The sequence below is a fragment of the Rhodococcus sp. K11/5 genome, from assembly GCF_055193735.1.
The window spans coordinates 3,436,409-3,455,566 of record NZ_CM143721.1; the positions used below are offsets into that span (position 1 = coordinate 3,436,409).

16 protein-coding genes are annotated in these 19,158 nt (G+C 60.2%); 5 read left to right on the forward strand and 11 right to left on the reverse strand.

Going from position 1 to position 19,158, the window contains the following annotated elements:
* Window positions 1–16: 16 nt before the first annotated feature.
* The gene (locus tag ACY466_RS16165) at window positions 17–1,030 is read right to left on the reverse strand and encodes an ABC transporter permease (RefSeq protein WP_463252329.1); all 1,014 of its coding nucleotides are present in this window, start codon (window positions 1,028–1,030) and stop codon (window positions 17–19) included.
* A 470-nt stretch (window positions 1,031–1,500) separates the two neighbouring features.
* Between ACY466_RS16165 and ACY466_RS16170 the strand changes: the two genes are divergently transcribed.
* From ACY466_RS16170 to ACY466_RS16180, 3 genes are all read left to right on the forward strand, one after another.
* Entirely contained in the window at window positions 1,501–1,896 is a 396-nt protein-coding gene (locus tag ACY466_RS16170) for a nuclear transport factor 2 family protein (protein ID WP_463246565.1), read from the forward strand.
* An 80-nt stretch (window positions 1,897–1,976) separates the two neighbouring features.
* On the forward strand, window positions 1,977–3,047 hold the full coding sequence (locus ACY466_RS16175) for a maleylacetate reductase (RefSeq protein ID WP_463246567.1): 1,071 nt from the start codon (window positions 1,977–1,979) through the stop codon (window positions 3,045–3,047).
* 1 nt (window position 3,048) lies between these two features.
* Complete coding sequence (locus ACY466_RS16180) at window positions 3,049–3,948, forward strand: dioxygenase family protein (protein ID WP_463246568.1); 900 nt, start codon at window positions 3,049–3,051, stop codon at window positions 3,946–3,948.
* A 59-nt stretch (window positions 3,949–4,007) separates the two neighbouring features.
* Here the strand turns inward: ACY466_RS16180 and ACY466_RS16185 are convergent, their stop codons facing one another.
* The 7 genes from ACY466_RS16185 to ACY466_RS16215 form a co-directional block, all read right to left on the reverse strand.
* The gene (locus ACY466_RS16185; protein WP_463246570.1) at window positions 4,008–4,175 is read right to left on the reverse strand and encodes a hypothetical protein; all 168 of its coding nucleotides are present in this window, start codon (window positions 4,173–4,175) and stop codon (window positions 4,008–4,010) included.
* 56 nt (window positions 4,176–4,231) lie between these two features.
* Window positions 4,232–5,170, reverse strand: coding sequence for a hypothetical protein (locus ACY466_RS16190; protein ID WP_463246571.1), 939 nt, complete (start codon window positions 5,168–5,170; stop codon window positions 4,232–4,234).
* 153 nt (window positions 5,171–5,323) lie between these two features.
* Window positions 5,324–7,555 carry an NADP-dependent isocitrate dehydrogenase gene (locus tag ACY466_RS16195; RefSeq protein WP_463246572.1) on the reverse strand — a complete coding sequence of 744 codons (2,232 nt, stop codon included), beginning with the start codon at window positions 7,553–7,555 and terminating at the stop codon, window positions 5,324–5,326.
* Between the two features lie 154 nt (window positions 7,556–7,709).
* Entirely contained in the window at window positions 7,710–8,672 is a 963-nt protein-coding gene (locus tag ACY466_RS16200; RefSeq protein WP_463246574.1) for a nucleotidyltransferase family protein, read from the reverse strand.
* Between the two features lie 31 nt (window positions 8,673–8,703).
* Window positions 8,704–9,777, reverse strand: coding sequence for a DUF262 domain-containing protein (locus tag ACY466_RS16205; protein ID WP_463246575.1), 1,074 nt, complete (start codon window positions 9,775–9,777; stop codon window positions 8,704–8,706).
* Between the two features lie 100 nt (window positions 9,778–9,877).
* Window positions 9,878–10,984 carry a glycerate kinase gene (locus ACY466_RS16210; protein WP_463246576.1) on the reverse strand — a complete coding sequence of 369 codons (1,107 nt, stop codon included), beginning with the start codon at window positions 10,982–10,984 and terminating at the stop codon, window positions 9,878–9,880.
* Complete coding sequence (locus tag ACY466_RS16215; protein ID WP_463246577.1) at window positions 10,984–11,193, reverse strand: hypothetical protein; 210 nt, start codon at window positions 11,191–11,193, stop codon at window positions 10,984–10,986. The genes ACY466_RS16210 and ACY466_RS16215 overlap by 1 nt, the downstream gene beginning before the upstream one ends.
* 59 nt (window positions 11,194–11,252) lie before the next feature.
* Between ACY466_RS16215 and ACY466_RS16220 the strand changes: the two genes are divergently transcribed.
* Window positions 11,253–11,504, forward strand: coding sequence for an ABC transporter substrate-binding protein (locus ACY466_RS16220; RefSeq protein WP_463252330.1), 252 nt, complete (start codon window positions 11,253–11,255; stop codon window positions 11,502–11,504).
* A gap of 9 nt (window positions 11,505–11,513) precedes the next feature.
* On the forward strand, window positions 11,514–11,867 hold the full coding sequence (locus ACY466_RS16225) for an ATP-binding cassette domain-containing protein (protein WP_463246578.1): 354 nt from the start codon (window positions 11,514–11,516) through the stop codon (window positions 11,865–11,867).
* A gap of 631 nt (window positions 11,868–12,498) precedes the next feature.
* Here the strand turns inward: ACY466_RS16225 and ACY466_RS16230 are convergent.
* From ACY466_RS16230 to ACY466_RS16240, 3 genes are read right to left on the reverse strand one after another with little or no spacing between them, the layout of a single operon-like run.
* Window positions 12,499–15,600, reverse strand: coding sequence for a type I restriction endonuclease subunit R (locus ACY466_RS16230; RefSeq protein ID WP_463246579.1), 3,102 nt, complete (start codon window positions 15,598–15,600; stop codon window positions 12,499–12,501).
* Window position 15,601: 1 nt separating this feature from the next.
* Window positions 15,602–16,888 carry a restriction endonuclease subunit S gene (locus ACY466_RS16235; protein ID WP_463246581.1) on the reverse strand — a complete coding sequence of 429 codons (1,287 nt, stop codon included), beginning with the start codon at window positions 16,886–16,888 and terminating at the stop codon, window positions 15,602–15,604.
* Window positions 16,885–18,861, reverse strand: a complete 1,977-nt coding sequence (locus ACY466_RS16240) for a type I restriction-modification system subunit M (protein ID WP_463246582.1) — start codon at window positions 18,859–18,861, stop codon at window positions 16,885–16,887. Before ACY466_RS16240 ends, ACY466_RS16235 begins: the two co-directional genes overlap by 4 nt.
* Window positions 18,862–19,158 lie beyond the last annotated feature (297 nt).

The following is a 19,158-nucleotide window of genomic DNA, read 5'->3' on the forward strand; positions in this document are numbered from 1 at the left end:
CGTGACGACCGGAATGTCATGAGGCCTCGACCGACTCTCGACGGTCCCCGGCAGGTGCCGCGCGGCGTTTCGATCCGATTCTCGAACCCTTCCCGGAAAGAAAGCCGCTGTGGAAGGCCACACCGAGGCCCAACGCCAGGGCCTGGATGAGGATCTGCCAGCCGTAGGCGAGCCCGAGCGTCGATGCCAGACGGTCGACTTGGGTGAAGAACACCGCAGCGATCAGGGAAGCCAGCACACTGCCCTTACCGCCGAGCAACGACGTACCTCCGAGAACCACGGCCGCAACCGACGGCAAGAGGTAGGTGTTGCCCTCGCTGATTCCCGGTGTGTTGACGATGCCGGTCAGCAGGATGCCGGCGACGGCGTAGAGCAGTGCGGCAACGGAGTACGCGGCCATCGTGTAGCGCAGCGGTGCGATACCGGCTGCGACGGCGACCCGCGGGTTGGCACCGACTGCCTCGAAGATGCGTCCCGACGGCGTCAGACGGATCACGACCCCCACGACGGCGGTGAGGACGACTGCGACGACCACGGTGACCGGGATCCCGAGCACAGTGGAAGCGATGACGTCGGACAGGCCGGTCGGAGTCCGACGCGCGGCCCCTTCGGATACCGCCCAGGTGGCCCCGATGAGCAGGGCGTTCATGCCCAGGGTCGCGACGATGGGTGCGACGTTCAACCGCGCGACGACGAATCCCGACACCGCTCCCGCCCCGGCCGAGATGAGCAGTGCGGCCGCGACGGCCATGACGATGGCACCGGGCGTGCCACTGCTCGCGAGTTTGGTGACCACGACGACGGACAGCGAGAACGCTCCCGGTACCGACAGGTCGATACCGCCCTGCTGCACCACCAGGGTCTGTCCGATCGCAACGACCGCGAGGATGGCCGCGAACGGCAGCATGGCCGATATGGCCCCGCTGCTCACGCTCTGTGGCGCAAGGACGGCGCTGATCAGGAAGAGCACGATGGTGGCGATCCCGATGGCGATGGCGCCTCTGGCTCGTCCGCTCAGAGCTCCACGCATCACGTCTGCTGGTGCTCGTTCGTTCCCGGAGGTAGGTCCGGCGCCCGTCGAGGACGCGGCTCCTCGAACCGATTGACCGTCTGATGTCACGAGAGTTCTCCGTTGATCGGGCGATGAAGGTGGTCGAGCCGGCGGAGGATTCGAGCGCAGTGGACGATGTCGTCGACCTGCGCACAACCAGCACACCAGAATGTGCACCACTGCTGCATGGAATGTCCTGTCCTGATTCAACTGTGCAGTGGGTCACTTTGTCAAGCGTCCAATGTTGTGGACCACTCCCGCGTCGATCCGACAGTCTGTAGCAGCGCAAACAGAGCGTCCACGGTCTCCACACGAGCGTCGGCGACCACGCGTGTGGCGGAAAGCCGCCAGCCACAGGTGTTCTGTGACAGTTGACACTCGCACCGTCGCTGCCTACCGTCGTCACGTACCGGCCCGTCTGCGGCCGCTCGACTTCTCAGGAGAATCCCATGACGCGTGCGCAGGAACTCGATACCGAGGCAATCAAGGTCACGATCTCCGAGCTGGAGAACAAGCGCTACACGGCGATCGTCGACGGTGACCTCGATGCCTTCGAGAGCTGCTGCCATCCGGACCTCGTGTACACCCACTCCGACGGCAGTCGCGATTCCATCGCTTCCTACCTGGACAAGGTGCGATCCGGTTTCTACGTCTACCACCGCATCGAACACCCCACCGACAGCATTCTCGTGGTGGGAAACACCGCCGTGGTCGTCGGAGAGATGAACGCCAGCATCACCGCCAACGGCAAGGACAAGGAGTTGGTGAACAACTCGATTGCGGTGTGGGTCAAAGAGAACGACGTCTGGCTGTTCCTCGCGTACCAGCCGACCCCGCGCCCGTAGCACTTCCGCGGCCCCCGGTCGTGACCCGCTCACAGCCGGTTCACCCCCACTCTCGGTTCACAGATACAGCGGAGGCACGGATGCTCGAATTCGAGCACGATTCACTCGCTCAACGGGTCCTGTTCGGCGCCGGTCGAGCCGCGTCGAACCTCGCTGCCGAAGTCGCCCGGCTCGGCGCACGGTCCGTCATGGTCATAGCCGGCCCCGCCGAAGCCGAACTGGCGACGACGATATGCCGTGACATCGACCCCCGGTTGATGTATTCCGATGTGGCGCCCCATGTTCCGATCGAGACAGCCGAGAAGGCGCGCGCCGCAGCGCGGGAACATGGCGTGGACCTACTGGTCAGTGTGGGTGGTGGCTCGACGACCGGTCTGGCGAAGGCAGTCGCCCTCACCAGCGGCATACCCATCGTCGCGATTCCCACCACATACGCGGGATCGGAAGCGACCAATGTCTGGGGACTGACCGAGGCCTCGCGCAAAACGACCGGCGTCGATTCGCGGGTCCTGCCCATTACCGTCATCTACGACGTGCTCACGCTGGTCACTCTTCCTGTCGAGCTGAGCGTGGCATCGGGTCTCAATGCGCTGGCGCATTCGGTCGATTCGATGTGGGCACCGCGCGCAGATCCCATCAACTCCACGCTGGCCGTCGAGGCCATCACCGCGTTGTCCACGGGACTTCGGGACATCAAGCAGGACTCGTCGAGTCAGACCGGCCACGAGCAGACGCTGTACGGCGCTTATCTGTCCGCCGTGGCCTTTGCGTCCGCAGGGTCGGCCTTGCACCACAAGATCTGTCATGTGCTCGGCGGCGCATACAACCTGCCTCACGCGCAGACCCACGCGGTCGTGCTTCCACACGTCCTCGGGTACAACGCTCCCTACGCGCCGTCCGCCGAGAAACGCATTGCGGCAGCTTTCGGTAGTCCTTCCGCAGTGGAGGGGTTGTCGGCACTACGAACCGAACTCGACGCGCCCACCGCGCTGCGCGACTACGGTTTGAAGGAATCCGACATCGACGAGGCGGCGGCACTGGTTCTCGACGCGGCGCCTGCCTCCAATCCACGGCCGGTCGACGCCGAATCACTGACAACCCTGCTTCGCCACGCCTGGGCAGGAACGACACCGGACACCGAGGGCCACTGACATGGGTATCGACAACCGCACCGACGTCTCCGCCGAACAGAGCGAACGCGAACGTGCGCTGACCGACAAGGTCGTCGCCAGTTTCGCGGGAGCCGCCGATCCTCGGCTCCGGGACGTGCTCACGGGATTGACCGAACATCTCCACGCGTTCATCCGCGAAGTGCGTCTGACGCAGGACGAGTGGAACCGGGCCATCGAGTTCCTTACCGAGGTCGGCCACATAACCGACGACAGGCGGCAGGAGTTCATCCTCCTGTCCGACGTTTTCGGCGCCTCGATGCAAACGGTGACGGTCAACAACGAAGCGGTCGCCGACGAAACCGAGGCGACGGTGTTCGGTCCGTTCTTCGTCGATGATGCACCTGCCGTCGAGCACGGCGGTGACATCTCGCAGGGAGCGCCCGGCCAGCCGTGTTGGGTGGAGGGGACGGTCACCGATATCGCGGGCGCACCCGTTGCGAACGCACGCATCGAGGTGTGGGAAGCCGACGACGACGGCTTCTACGACGTTCAGTACTCCGACGGACGAGTCGCCGCCCGCGGCCACCTGTATTCGGACAGCGACGGCCGCTTTTCGTTCTGGGGGCTCACCCCGACCCCCTACCCGATTCCGTTCGACGGCCCCGTAGGGCGGATGCTCGACGCCGCCGGCCGTTCGCCGATGCGGGCATCTCACCTGCACTTCATGGTGGCTGCCGAGGGGATGCGGACGCTGATCACTCACATCTTCGTTCGCGGTGACGAGCTCCTCGACCGCGATTCGGTGTTCGGGGTCAAGGACTCGTTGATCAAGGACTTCGTCGAACAACCCGTGGGTACCCCCGCTCCGGACGGCCGCGACTTGGGCGACAACACCTGGTGCAGAGTCGCATTTAACATCGTTCTCGCACCGGATCGGTGAGCGAACGACGCTCGTGATGGTCCGCGTTTGCAGTTGACGATCAGGGGTTATCGAGGTCCTCAATCAGAGCGCGGCGCTCCGTCTTTCCCGTCCGCGATGTCGCGCAGCTTCTGCGGGACGGGATCGTTGTCGTACTCCCGGAGCTTGATGGAGGCTCCCGCGGCCGCAGCGCGGACCTTCCGGCGTTGCTCGGGGGTCCAGGCCCGGCGCGATTCGGTGGTGTTCATCAACGCTCCTCGTGTTGAGCAGTAGGCCACTTGTCGTAGTTTCCCACGGTTCGCCGTTATCTCCTCGCCACGAGCTCTACGACGAACTTTCCTGCGTCTTCGTACACACACCCGACTCCATGCTCATTCAACAGATCGAACAGATCGTCGGTCGGCCTCGCGGGCAACAACACCGAAACCGCCGGTCTCGATTCGATGTGCCTTCGGTAGTCGAGCAGCTGTCCCAGCGCCATTCGCACCGCCTCACGTGAGCTCGACGCCTTGGCTTCGTACAGAACATCGTTGGTGGCGTCGAACAAGTCAGCCATCAGCGTCCGCGGTAGGTTCTTCACGGGAATTTGAAGACCGCTTACGTCCGCACCGTCCGATTTCAGCACTTCCGCATAGCGATGGACCATTGCGCTTTCTGCGCGCAGTGCCCGATAGGACGCGAACGAATCGACGTAGTACTCCTTGGTGCGGTTCACTTCCAATGGGATACGCCGGGCTGCTCGCTCACCACCGGCTTTCCCGCCTCCGCCGAGCCACGGGTTCCGGGTTGTGCGCCGGAGGTTATCGAGGTGGCCCGACCACAACTTCGAGAGAACAGATGCCGATGGTTCTGGGATCAGACGCCCGGAATTTTGCACGTGGAACTTGAACTCGGTCAGAGAGCGCTCGACGTCTTCGATGAACAGCCGATCGTCGTCGTCCAGCATCACCTCCCATGTGACGTCGACGTACGTAGAAGTTCCTCCACCCCCATCCCAGTGCTCACCGGGATGCGCGCCGTCGGCGCCGAGTTCGCCGCTGGCCACCACCCCGCGGTTCTTTCCGGTTCGCAGCATGTACACACGATCACCGGTCAGCGGATTTCCATGTCCGAGTCCGAAACTCCATTGACCGTGGAACGGAATTCCCTGGGAAGTTCGATCGATCATCTCGCTGCGCTTGTCTGGGTTGAGTCCCTGGTCAGTACCATTCCAGAGGACGAAGAAGCTCTTCTTCGGATCCATGTTCAAATCCTTTCTCACGTCGCGCTGCGCTCCATACGCCAATTTGCGGTTAATGCCCGAGTCGCTCTCCGCGATTGAATCAAAAGGCTCGGTCACGAAAACGGCCCACCCGAGCACGCTCGCTCGGGTGGGCCGCTCTCGGTGAAACTCCTACTACGTCGCGCTCGTCAACGCGTCGTTGAAGGTCTTGCTCGGACGCATCACGCTCGTCGCCTTCTCGGGATCCGGGTAGTAGTACCCGCCGATGTCGGCGGGCTCACCCTGCGCGTCGTTCATCTCCTTGACGATGGCTTCTTCGTTCTCGGCCAACGTCTTTGCCAACGGCGCGAAGTGCTTCGCGAGCTCTTCGTCCTCGGTCTGCGCGGCCAGTTCCTGCGCCCAGTACAGCGCGAGATAGAACTGACTTCCGCGGTTGTCGAGTTCGCCGGCCGCCCGCGACGGGCCCTTGCTGTTCTCGAGCAACTTGCCGGTGGCAGCGTCGAGGGTGGTGCCCAGGATGGTGGCCTTGCCGCCGGTCTTCTTGCCCAAGTCGTCGAGGCTGACAGCCAACGCGAGGAACTCGCCGAGCGAATCCCAACGCAGGTGGTTCTCCTCGATGAGCTGCTTGACGTGCTTCGGGGCGGAGCCGCCGGCACCCGTCTCGTACAGACCGCCGCCGGCCATCAGCGGAACGATGGACAGCATCTTGGCGCTGGTGCCGAGTTCGAGGATCGGGAACAGGTCGGTGAGGTAGTCACGCAGGATGTTGCCGGTCGCGGAGATGGTGTCCAAGCCGCGAGCAACGCGCTCGAGCGTGTACCGCATTGCGCGGACCTGCGACATGATCTGGATGTCCAGACCCTCGGTGTCGTGGTCCTTCAGGTACGTGCGCACCTTCTTGATGAGCTCGTTCTCGTGGGGGCGGTACGGGTCGAGCCAGAAGAGGACGGGCATCCCCGAGTCGCGGGCGCGCGTCACGGCGAGCTTCACCCAGTCCTGGATCGGCGCGTCCTTGACGATGCACAGGCGCCAGATGTCGCCCTTCTCCACGTTCTGCGTCAGCATGACCTCACCGGTGGCGAGGTCGACGATGTTCGCGACGGCGTCTTCTTCGATCTCGAAGGTCTTGTCGTGCGAGCCGTACTCCTCGGCCTTCTGCGCCATCAGACCGACGTTGGGGACGGTGCCCATGGTGGTCGGGTCGAACTGACCGTTGGTCTTGCAGAAGTTGACCATCTCCTGGTAGATGCGGGAGAAAGTCGACTCCGGGTTCACGGCCTTGGTGTCCTTGGGACGACCGTCGGCTCCCCACATCTTGCCACCGGCGCGGATCATCGCGGGCATGGAGGCGTCGACGATGACGTCTGACGGCGAGTGGAAGTTCGAGATGCCGCGGGCCGAGTCGACCATGGCCAGCTCGGGGCGGTGCTCATGGCATTTGTGCAGGTCTTCGACGATCTCGTCGCGCTTCGACGCCGGCAGGGTGTCGATCTTGCTGTACAGATCGGACAGGCCGTTGTTGACGTTGACGCCGAGCTCTTCGAACAGGTCGCCGTGCTTGGCGAAGGCGTCCTTGTAGAAGACGCGGACGGCGTGACCGAAGACGATGGGGTGCGAGACGCGCATCATCGTGGCCTTGACGTGCAGGGAGAACATGACGCCGGTCTCGTACGCGTCCTGCATCTGCTCTTCGTAGAACGCGTCGAGGGCCTTGGCGCTCATGAACATGCTGTCGATGACGTCGCCGTCGGTGAGCGAGACCTTGGGCTTGAGGACGACGGTCTTGCCGCTCTTCGTCTCGAGCTCCATCTTGACCTCGCGGTCGCCGGAGACGGTCATCGACTTCTCACCGTGGTAGAAATCGCCCTCGCGCATATGGGCCACGTGCGTCCGCGACGCCGGCGACCACTCGGTCATGCTGTGCGGGTGCTTGCGGGCGAACTCCTTGACGGCCTTCGGGGCCCGACGGTCCGAGTTGCCCTCGCGCAGAACGGGGTTCACGGCGGAACCAAGGCACTTGGTGTACCGGTCGCGGATCTCGCGCTCGTCGTCCGTCTTCGGGTTGCCCGGAAGATCGGGGATCGCGTAGCCCTTGTCCTGCAGTTCCTTGATGGCCGCTTCGAGCTGCGGGACCGAGGCGCTGATGTTGGGGAGCTTGATGATGTTGGTCTCGGGCAGTTGCGTCAGCCGACCCAGCTCGGCCAAGTTGTCCGGCACCCGCTGATCCTCGGAGAGGTAGTCGGGGAACTCCGCCAGGATACGGCTGGCCACCGAGATGTCGGTCGACTCGACGTTGACCCCGGCTGCGCTGGCGAAGGTGCGGATGACCGGCAGGAACGCGTGGGTGGCGAGCATCGGTGCTTCATCGGTGAGGGTGTAGATGATGGTCGGCTGTTGGTCACTCATGTCAGGTGTTGCCTCGTTTTCCGTCTGCTAGACGTCGTCGTCCTTGTGGGCTCGGGGACAACTTTAGTCGCCTCGGCCTGTGTTGTGGCGGCGGTGGTCGGACGCGGCCGATGTGGCGGGAGACATACTGTCGGCTCGACGCTTCGTTTGTTGCTCATGCTGTTGACATGACAACAACACGGCGGTCTCCGGGCACCAGCCCCAAGCTCGGTAAGATTTGTACTGCTTCCGCACTTACGACGAACTTGCCGGTGTAGTTTCGCAGTAGTTCGTTAGAATGCGACGCCATCAGAACGCTCAAGACTTTCTCCGCAGTCGAAACAGAAACTGACTGCTGCCCGGAAGACGGGGCGGCCTCTAACAAGCGCTCAAAGTCGGAAATGCTGAGTTCTGCAGCAGATTGCCAACGCAGAATTGTGTCAACTAACCGGCGATGGTCTGAAGCGAGCGCCACGTCTCCGTACTTTGCCTGCAAAATTCTCCACATCACCTCCTCTTCGTGCAAACCCGAACTCAAGCTGACAATATTTGAAGTTGGCTGATTACCTTTCTCCATGTCGTCTATCATCGTGTCAGCAAGTTCCAGCATTGCCCTCAGTTGGGAAACCGAACGAAATCTCGACCATTTGTATTCGGATGCTTTATAGTCGAAATCATGCGTGGCGTTGTCCAACGCATACTGCAAGGCGGTTGTAAATTGAACCTCAGTGCGAATGTTCACGAGCTCGGGGTGACTTTCCAGAAACCTCCGCGGTGGTATCACGCTCAGCTTCGGCTCGCGGTAGCTGAAATCGTTCGGGTCAATGTCCACGGGTCGCTCAAGGTCGGAAGCAATAAGACTCGACTGGTGCAACGCTTTCGCCGCAAGCGCGATTGCGCTTCGCGTGCGCAGAACCACAACAAACCCGACAAGATCACCTAAGTCAGAAACAGATGCGTACTTACCTGTTTGTAGCTTTTCATACACACTCACCGGAGCTTTCAGTCGACCTCGAACAACTAGAGGAGATAATTCAGTCAACTCCGACCTTATCTTGTTTTCCATAAAATTCTTTAGCACTTCGAGATGCGGGCTGATTTGACCAAAATACTGAAGTACGCCCGACGGAACGCTCACGGCACTCCGCCCTGTCCGGGATTCCAAGACTTCAACCCCTGCTAATCAGTTCCGCAATAATATCTGCGCGAAGCTGTCGGTTTGGTTTCTTGTTCGACCCTTGTATCGCTACGGCCAAGTAGCGCACAGCCTCTGCTGTTGACTCGTTCTCAATCTCGGAGGCGAAATTCTCCAAATTATTTGCAGCTTCCTCGGGATCTAAAAGTGTCGATCTTTGCAGTCTGCAAATCTGCGTCACAGCCGACCACAGAGAGTAAAAGTCAGCGATATTCGAGAACCTCGAGGGCTTCAACGGGTAGCGCGAGTCTACGTCCATAATGTAAGAAAGCGCTTGCTCAAAAAGTTGGTCCGCAGCCGTCTCTGCAACAATTTCTTCGTCGTAAAGAGCGTAGTACCGATCCAAGTATTCTTTGCCGTCTTGCACTCCATGAATTCCGGCGATATAGAATTCCGAAATGTACTCGACATCCTGCATACGGCGCACACGGCTTTCGGTCGAGATTCCAAGCTTTCTCCAAGACTCGGACGTGGACAACGCCTCCATCTTAGTAATGAACTTTCCGGAATACTGCGCGTGCCGGAGTTCTTGCTTGTTGAGCTGCTTAACATTTCGGTTCAGGCGGTCGAATGCCTCATTCAGCTCCGAGTTGGATGTTTCGGAAACGATTTCTACCGTAAACAAGTAGTTCAAAATAGCAAGCTTGCTCTCGCGATCAAATTCCGAGTAATACTTGCCGGCAAGACCCAGATCCTCGAGACCATCGGGAGCGACGAACTTATCTTCTACGAACTCGATCAAAGTAGTTAATCTTTGTTTGCCGTCCAACACGTGATACTGTGACGGCCTCTCTGGGTCAACGGTGAGGTCGAGAAAAATGGCTTGAGTTGGAAAATTCCTGACAACTGAATCGATAAAAAATTGACGATACGGCGTATTCCAGACACTTTTACGCTGATATGGTGGGTTCAAATCGAGTTTACCGGCATCATTCAAGTCTAGTATCCAACTAGCTGACTGAGTGGACGGGTTGCGCCTGAACCCGGTCGATCGAATACTCAAAGCTTCACCTTTTGTTGCATGATTACCGTCATCGAAATAGTACATGCACAAGCGCATCGCGTACCGGCTTCGGACCGCTCTCAGCTGTACGACTCCCCAGTGGTGCGGTTGCACTCACCCGGCGAACGATTGGATCGCAAATTTGCTAGTTGGCCACACAGGGAGCCGGCTCGCATCCCTTTGCCGCCAACCGCTTCCCCGCCTCCACCAACCACCGCCGCGGATCCCCCATCGCCGCCTCCCCGCTCCCCGCGAGCTCGGTCAACGACACCGTCCGCACCTCGACGTCCGAGTCCACCGCTCCCGCCACCACCGCGACCGGAACGGACGCGTCCGAACACAGCTGCACAACATGCCCGACGAGCTTCCCCGTCAACGACGTCCGATCGAACTTCCCCTCCCCCGTCACCACCAGGTCAGCCGTCGGCACCGCGGCCGCGAGACCCGTCAGCTCCGACACCCGCTCCGCCCCACCGGACACCCGCGCCCCCAGCGCGCACAGCCCGAACCCGGTTCCGCCGGCAGCGCCGGTCCCCGGCATCGACGGGTCGGCCACCAACCCCGCGTCGGCGAGCAACCCGGCCCACCGCTCCAGCGCCTCGTCGAGCACCTCGATGTCCGCGGCCGAGGCACCCTTCTGCGGACCGAACACGTGCGCCGCCCCCTCGTGCCCGAACAGCACCGCCCGCGTATCGGTCAGCAACTCGATGTCCGGCGGCACCGACACCAGGCCCGACGCATCCACCGACCGCGCCGCGACCAATCCGGCTCCGCCTTCGGGCACATCCTGGCCCGACTCGTCCAACACCCGAACCCCCAACGCCCGCAGCACACCGAGCCCGCCGTCGGTGGACGCCGACCCCCCGAGCGCCACCGAGATCCGCTCCGTCCCGCACGCCCGGATCACCTCGCCGAGCCCGCGCGTCGTCGCTCCGAACGCGTCGAGCGATTCCATCAGCGCGATGCCCGACGACTCGGCAAGCTCGATCACCGCCCGACCGTCCGCCAACACCAACCACCGAGCATCGACCGGCCGACCGTCCGGGCCGCAGACACCGGAGACGGACGACCACGTGGAGTCCGCCGAGCACGCCGCGAGGACGTCGAGCGTCCCTTCACCCCCGTCGGCCTGCGGCATCGACACCAGGCCATCCTCGGCGCGAACGGACGCCCACCCCTCCATCAACGCCGAAGCGGCGTCGACGGCGTCGATAGTGCCTTTGAACGAATCGGGGGCGAAGAGAACTCTCATCAGATCAGCGTAGGCAACACGAGGTCGCGGTAGCGCTGCTTCATCGTCTCGATCACCTGATCCCCGTCCGTAGCCCACACCGCTGCGTTGAAGATCTCCACTTCGACATCACCTCGATATCCGGCGCCGTGGACGCATCGGCCGATGGTGTCGAAGTCGATCACACCATCACCCATCATTCCGCGCGACAGGAGCGGATCGGCCTCCATCGGCACCGCAACTCCGCTGGCACGGTCGCCGCCATGTTATTGACTAGCTCGACAGCTTCATCGCCAACACCTCCACCATCGAGCGCTCCCCCGAGCTGGTGCAGGCCATGGTCGACGCCACCCGCGAATCGTTCGAAGCCGCCATCGCCGATCCCGAAGCGGCCGTGGCCTCCTTGGTGGGCAAGGATCCGCAGACCCCGCCGGAGTCCGTGCTGTTGCAGCAGTGGCAGGAAACGATTCCGCTGCTCACCACAGACAACACCGAGGGCATGGCACCGGGCGTCAACTCCTTCACCTCCACCGAGGAATGAGACGCTGACATGAATGCCATCAACAGCGATCGACCGACCACGATGACCGACACCGCCGTGTCGGTGGACAACCTCACCGTCCAGTTCTCCTCCAAGCGCGGTGACGTCACTGCCCTCGCCGACGTGGACCTGCGCGTCGGGGAAGGCGAGTTCGTCTCTATCGCCGGCCCCTCCGGCCGCGGAAAATCCACGCTGCTCAAAGTGTTGGCGGGACTGACCAACGCGTCTCGCGGTTCGGTCAGCCTGCGAGGCAAAGAGGTGAACGGACCGCAGCGAAACATCGGCTACGTCTTCCAACGAGCAGCCCTGCTCGAATGGCGCACCGTCCGCAATAATACGCCTGCCGATTCCAGACCCGACTAGACTTTCGCGCTCTGCGTAACTTCGCAAACTTACGGAACGCACTCGTCCACAACGACTACTACGAAGGCAGACCTATGGCCATTCCTGTAACGGAGATCGTCGAAGCGATCGAAAGGGTACGCGACAATATCATCGCCCCACCAATGGTTCTATACGTCAAGCCTCACCGACCCCTCGCTGCTTTTGAACCGGCCAGCCCCTGCAAGACGTCCTGGAAGAAATTCGCCCCAGCGACTATCTTAATTTCCGATCTACGAGGACAGCAGCTATCGAGGGCTAATCGCCACGAACTGCATCGCTCGCTGGCTGGCACACCGCCTGTTCACCGACGAACTCGTCGAAGGCGAAACAGTTCGCGACGCTTTAGAGTTCACCGAACCGACGAGCGGGCGGTCCACCTCTCGAAAGCCACCACCGTGCCGCAGGCAATCAAGAAGCTGTCCCCGCCAACCGACGGGAGCCTTCCCCCTACTGCGTTGATTATCACGCAAAGCGGCAAGCGGGACTAGAGCGCGCTATGCATCGCCGTAGCAGATGACCTGCCACTGCTGGTCGCTGCGATGAGCACCGGGAATTGAGACGTCTGGTAACTGATGCCCCGCAAGACCTGCAGCAAAGCCCGCGTCGCGGATTAGGCAGCGCCCTTAAGATGCTTGTAGATCGTCGGCAACAATTCTCCGAGGAGCTTCTGAGACAGGTCCTTGTTGTTGAGGATTTGCGCGGACAGATCCACAGACGAATCCATCGAGCCGATTACCGCCGACAGAAACTCGTCGTGCAGATCGGGGCTGGCTGAGAATTGGGCCAGAGAGTTGTTTTGCGCCTGTTGCCGCAGTGTCTCGCTGTCTTCTAGACGGTCGCGGACGTGAGAAACGACGTTGCGCACACTTGAGTCGGGGTGATCACCGGAAAATAATACGTTAATCTTCTCGATGACCTCATCTAGAGCCACCAACTCTGGATCGCGGACGGTGCCTGTCCCGGCGTCCTTGGCTGGCTCAAGCGTCACGCCGCCTTCGAGCTTGCTGGAGGTCGTGTCCTGCTCGTTCTGGGCGATGTACTCGAAGTCCACCGTGGACAAATCGATCTTGTGGTCAAGCTGCTGCCGTGTGATTTGTGGGGCTAAATGACGCAAGTAGATAGACAGCTTCTCTAGCGACGGGTCTTCGTAATCGACGATCTGGGATAGGAAGTCGTATTGACGAAGGAACGTCGTTACATCCTTGCGGAACATCTCCAACTCATCGAGCGCGACGATGTCGTTATGGTCCATGGCGGTGCGTTCCCGGTCACGGAACCGATCCCGAGCTGGCGTGATCCATTTAGTGAGCGCATTATTTCCCTTGTTCGCTAGGTAGTCGCGCACCAGACCCTCAATCTCCGATTCTTGGTAAATCGTGGAGACGTCGAGCTTGGCCATGGTCTCGTGCACGATGTTCGGGTCGGTGACATCGGCCAGGGTGGTCGCCTTGTAGTACGGCTCGAATGACTTGACGATTTCCCCCGCAGAGTTGGCGAAGTCCAGTACGAAGGTCTGGTCCTTATTTGGGGCGATCCGGTTCAGACGGGACAGAGTCTGGACGGCGGCGACACCGGAGAGCTTCTTGTCGACGTACATTGCAACGAGAAGGGGCTGGTCGAACCCGGTCTGAAACTTGTTCGCCACCAACATGACCTGGTACTCGTCGGTCGCAAAGGTCTCGCGGATGCCGCGACCCTTAAGGCTCGCGTTCATTGATGTCTCGGTGGCCTTCTCGATCGCTGAGTCGAGATCAGTGACCTCGCCCGAGAACGCGACGAGGGCTGCGATGTCGGTGTAGTGGTGGTCGTCGACGTACTTATCGAACGCCAGCTTGTAGCGAACGGCTGCCTTACGGGAGGAGGTGACGACCATTGCCTTTGCCTTGCCGTCCAGGCGCGGGGCAACATTAGCGCGGAAGTGCTCAACGATGATGCCGACCTTCTGGGAAATGTTCGCCGGATGCAGCTTGACCCAGTTCATCACCGACTTCACCGCCGCACTCTTATCAACCAGGTCGCCGTCGGCGCTACCGGTGACGGCGATGGTGCCGGCGGTCGCAGTGGTCTCGGACTCATAAGAGCGACCATTGTGCGTAAGCCGGAACGCGGTCTTGTACGGCGTGTAATTCTTTAGTACGTCGAGGATGAAGCCTTCTTCAATCGCCTGCTGCATCGAGTACAGGTGGAATGGGCGAGGTAATCCATCAGGTCCTACCTGGCCGAACAGTTCGAGGGTTTTCGCCTTCGGGGTAGCGGTGAACGCAAAGAACGACAAGTTCTTCGACTTCGCCCGAGCGGTCATCTCCGCAGCCAAGATGTCTTCGGCGTCCAGAGTGCCACCGTCAGCGAGTTCTTCTAGCTCCGTCGACGTCAGGGCCGACTTCAGCCGCTTAGATGCTTCTCCCGCCTGTGAGGAGTGCGCCTCGTCGGCGATGATCGCGAAGTTCTTTCCAGCTAGCGAGGACTGGCTACGAATCTGGTCGAGGGCGTACGGGAAAGTCTGGATGGTGACGATGATGATCTTCGTCCCGTCCTGCAGCGAGTCGGCTAGCAGCTGAGACTTCGACCCGCCGAGCCCGTCAATATGGGCAACGACGCCGGGGGTCTTGTCGACCTGCCGAATCGCCTCCTGCAACTGGGCGTCGAGCACATTGCGGTCGGTGATGACAATGACGGAGTCGAACACCGGGCTATTCGTGTCGTCGTGGAGCACCGACAGCCGATGGGCGAGCCATGAGATGCTGTTGGTTTTCCCTGAGCCTGCGGAGTGCTGGATCAGGTACCGGTGCCCAGGTCCGTCGTTCCGTGCAGCTTCGATCAGCTGGGACACCGCCTCCCACTGGTGGTAGCGAGGAAACAGCAACATCTGCCTGCGGGTCTTCTTGCCCGAGACGGGGTTGACTGTGTCGGTGACCTGAAGGTGCAGGAACCGTCCGAGAATATCGAGCCACGTGTCGCGCTGGAAGATCGTCTCCCACAAGTAGGCCGTTGGAGACCCCTCCGGGTTTGCCGGGTTACCCGCGTGGTTGTTGTTGCCCTTGTTGAACGGCAGAAAGTAAGTGTTTCTGCCTTCCAGTTTGGTGGTCATCTGTACTTCAATGTTGGACACCGCAAAGTGCACGAGCGCTCTCGATCCAAACTGCAGCAGCTGCTCACCCTTCGGCAGCCGGCTGTTTTTGTATTGCAGAACCGCGTCGGTGATGTTCTGTGTGAAGTCCGTCTTCAACTCGGCGGTGGCGACGGGGATACCGTTGACGAAAAACACCAGGTCAATGCTGTTGCTGTTTCTCGTTGAGTAGTGCACCTGCCTCACCACCCGCAATCGCGCCGCTTCGTACTTCTTCGCGGTGGTGGCGTTAAGACTGGTGTTGGGTCTGAACTGACACATCGAAAACTGTGCGTTGAGGTCCCTGAACCCGCGTCGGAGCACCGACAGCGTGCCACCGTTCGCCTTGAGATCGGCCCCGAGTGCCTTCACGAGCGCGTTCAGCACTCCCCGCTGTGCGTTCTCCAGCGGACCGCCGGTGAGGTCAGGGTTGACTCGCTTCGCAAGCTGCTCCGGTTGCGTGTCGGCCAACCACCCAAACACGTCCTCTGGGTACAACGCGAGTTCCCGGTCGTAGCCCGCGTCGGTCGCCGAGTACAGCCAGCCGCAAGCGGCGAGGTGCTCGCATAACTCAGCCTCGAAAGTTGATTCATGATGCTGACCCATGTCAAATTACTCCTTGCACATCGATCTTGCCGGTCACGGCATCCGTTATTAGCGTTGAGCGGAACTCGCGAAGCGTGTCAACAACCTCGATGGCCTTCGCAATTAGGGAATCAATCTTGTCTCGTCGCTCGCGTATGTATTCAACAATCTGCTTCTGTTCAGCGAGCGGCGGGATCGGGACAGTGCAGGATGCGAGCGTCCCAGAGTAGATGACATCGATTGTCGTGGCGTTGCTCAACAGAGAGAATTGCTCACGAAGAGGTGGGGTTTCGTTCAACAGGATTAGAAGGAATTCATTTAGCAAGCGAGCTTGGTCAGCGCGAACACGAATGACACACGGGTGAATGACTCCTATCGGTGCATCGTCGGGCACCTCGAAGGCCCGACCGATTGAGCCACGAGTCGTCACCAGTATATCGCCGGGCAAGACCTTAAACGCCCCCATCTCTCTATATTTAGCTTCCGAAACCCACTCCGGTCCGGCCAGAGGGTCACGGTCGAGAACGGCTCTCTGGTTGTAAACCTTCGCGAAGTCTCCTTCCATCTCGGATGCTGTTAAATCGCTACCGAAAGGGCCAGCCTTTATCGCCCCCGGTTCACTGCGAAGGGCATGCTTAAGCGGCGTAGCAATCCAATGCTGGGGAATCCTTCCCAACGACTCGACTCGAGAGTCCTTGGTGACCACATCAGCGTCGAGTCCATGGGTGACGGCGTGGGTGATAATAGTTCTAAGGTCATCCCGGAGGCTGGCAATTAGGTGTTTCTGCTTGCCGATCAGAGCATCGATCTTGCTGGTTTCGCGGTCTAGAAATCGGACAACCTTTCGCTGTTCTTGCACTCCCGGGAAGGTCAGATGGAAGCCCTTAATGAGTGGCATGCGCAGTGAGTCGACTGTCGTCTTTGCGCTGCCGTCGAGAGCCACAGCAGCGAACAAACCAGAGAAGTAATAGAAGAAGTATCGACCAGTCACCCCTTTGAAGTTGTAAAAAGCGTAAACACGCTGATGGAAGTCGAACTTGCCAATGTAGTGATGAAAAATCTTGCCGACAGCCCCGTCACCAGGAGTTAGTACAGCCTCACAGTCGAGCGACCATGAGTCGATACGGTGAATCTCTTCGGAACGAATAAAGAACGGGTACTCACCATCATCAACGCGGTTGGCCGTGTCTTTGTCTCCAGTAGAAACATCGCATACATGCCGTAGCTGAGCGACAGACCACGAAGCCGGAATTCGACCGAGCCAGGCGACGCCGGAGTCCCTGTACGCATCATATGCCGGCCAGCTCATGCGCCAACTTCGGCGAGCATGGCCTGAATCTCAAGAACCAGAGCCCGTAAGTCTTTCTGGATGTCCTCAAGGGGCCTCGGTGGAGTGTACCGATAGAAGTGTCTGGTGAAGGGAATTTCGTAGCCGATCTTCGTCTTGTCGTGGTCGATCCACGCGGTGGGCACGTGCGGCAGGATCTCGCGGACCAAGTAATCTTCCACGTCCTCAGTCAGCGGTACAATCTCGGTATCACGTAACGCAGGATCTGGTTCGAGCTCACCCTTAGAATTTTTGATCACTTCCGCTTCGGGATCGTGTTCACCGAGCCTAGACCAAATCGTCTTCAACAACGGAGGGCCTGGGCGGTCGATCCCAGAGTGGCGGAGCGCAGTCCTGAGTGCATCGACGAAAGCATCCCGGTTCGTCCACTCCTGCCCGACCATGGATAACAACGCCTTCCGGATTGCGGCCTGCTCACCGTCCTTGAGCCTGGCAATACTCTTCTGCGCGAGCACTCCCTCGATGTGGCCCTCGGTCGGCTCAAAGCGAAGTTGGAGGGGGCGCTCGACGGTGATTGTCGCGTAGCCGAACTCCTCACCACGTAATACCTTCGATTGCGCAGGTTGGGTGTCCGTGCCCTTCTCATTATGGTTTAGGTCGTAGAGCCTGCAAATGCGTTCGATATCCTCGGGTCTCAGGTACTTGCGCTTAGAGCCCAGTGACTTGCGCATCTTGCCAAACATGTCGACGGCATTGATGAGTTGCACCTTACCCTTTCGCTGCCGGGCCTTATTGTTGTCGAGAATCCAGATATAGGTGCTGATGCCGGTGTTATAAAACATGTCGGTCGGCAGGGCGATAATCGCGTCTAGAAGGTCGTTCTCAATGATCCACCGCCGAATGTTCGACTCACCCGCGCCCGCCCCACCGGTAAACAGCGGCGAGCCGTTGAGCACAATGGCGAGTCGGCTGCCGCCCTCGCCGTTGCGAACCGACTGCATCTTGGAGATCAGGTGCAGCAAGAACAACAGAGACCCGTCGGACACGCGAGGTAGTCCGGCACCGAAGCGCCCGGCGAAACCGCGGACCTCGTGCTCGTCTGAGATCGCCCTCTGCTGGGTCTTCCACTCCACACCGAACGGCGGATTGGAGAGCAGGAAGTCGAAGTGACGTCCGGTGTGCCCATCGTCGGTGAGGGTGTCGCCGAGGTAAATGTTATCCACATCCTGATTCTTGATGATCAGGTCCGACTTACACATCGCGTAAGAGCGAGGATTGATCTCCTGCCCGTACAGCACCGGACGAGCGCTGTGGTTCATCTCGATTAGGTGGTCATATGCCGTCGAGAGCATCCCGCCGGTACCGGCAGCGGGGTCATAAATTGTGCGCACGGTGCCGGGCTTTGTTAGCACGTCATCGGCGGTGTGGAAAAGTACGTCCACCATCAGGGCGATGACTTCACGGGGGGTGAAGTGGTCACCTGCCTGAGCGTTGTTGGACTCGGCGAACTTCCTGATCAGCTCCTCGAAGATGTAGCCCATGTCGTGGCCGGAGACGACCGTCGGATGCAAGTCGACCGCTGCGAATTCCTTAACCACGAGGTACAGCCGCTCCGACTTGTTCAGATCGGCGACCAGATCAACCATCCGGAAGCCGTCGAACACATCCCGCACGTTTGGCGAGAACTGTTCGATGTAGTCGATCAGGTTGTCGGCGATGCCTTCGGGGTCGGAGACGAGGGAGGCGAAGGTCCACTGGGAGGTGTTGTAGAACGGCAACTTGAACTTGGACTTCAGGACCACGCCGGGGTCGACCTTCAAGCCCTGAACCTTCTTGTACTCGGCGAGGACCTGCTCCTTGGTGGGCTGAAGGATGCAATCCAGCCGACGCAGGATGGTGAACGGCAGGATCACGTCGCCGTATTGGTTCGGCTGGTAAGGGCCGCGCAGAAGGTTTGCGATGCTCCAGATCAAGTTGGCACTGGTCTTTGCCATGGGGTTCGATACTCCTCGGTCGGTCGGTCGGTTGAAGCTACCCCGAACGACCAGTAAGCCTGCGCAAGCACTTGAGGTCGGGCGTGTACTAGTAGATGTCGGCATTGCGTCAAGACTCGTTACCGAGTCCAGAGGCCAAGTACGACGCTGAGACGACCGTTCATGTATGGACAGTGCCGAAGAACAGCAACAGTCCAGAACGGTACTGAAGTCAGAAACTTGCTAGGTGTCGCGACCCGAAACCCGCATTAAGTACAAACAGAAATTTCGCAGATGGGAACAGTCACTTTTGAACCG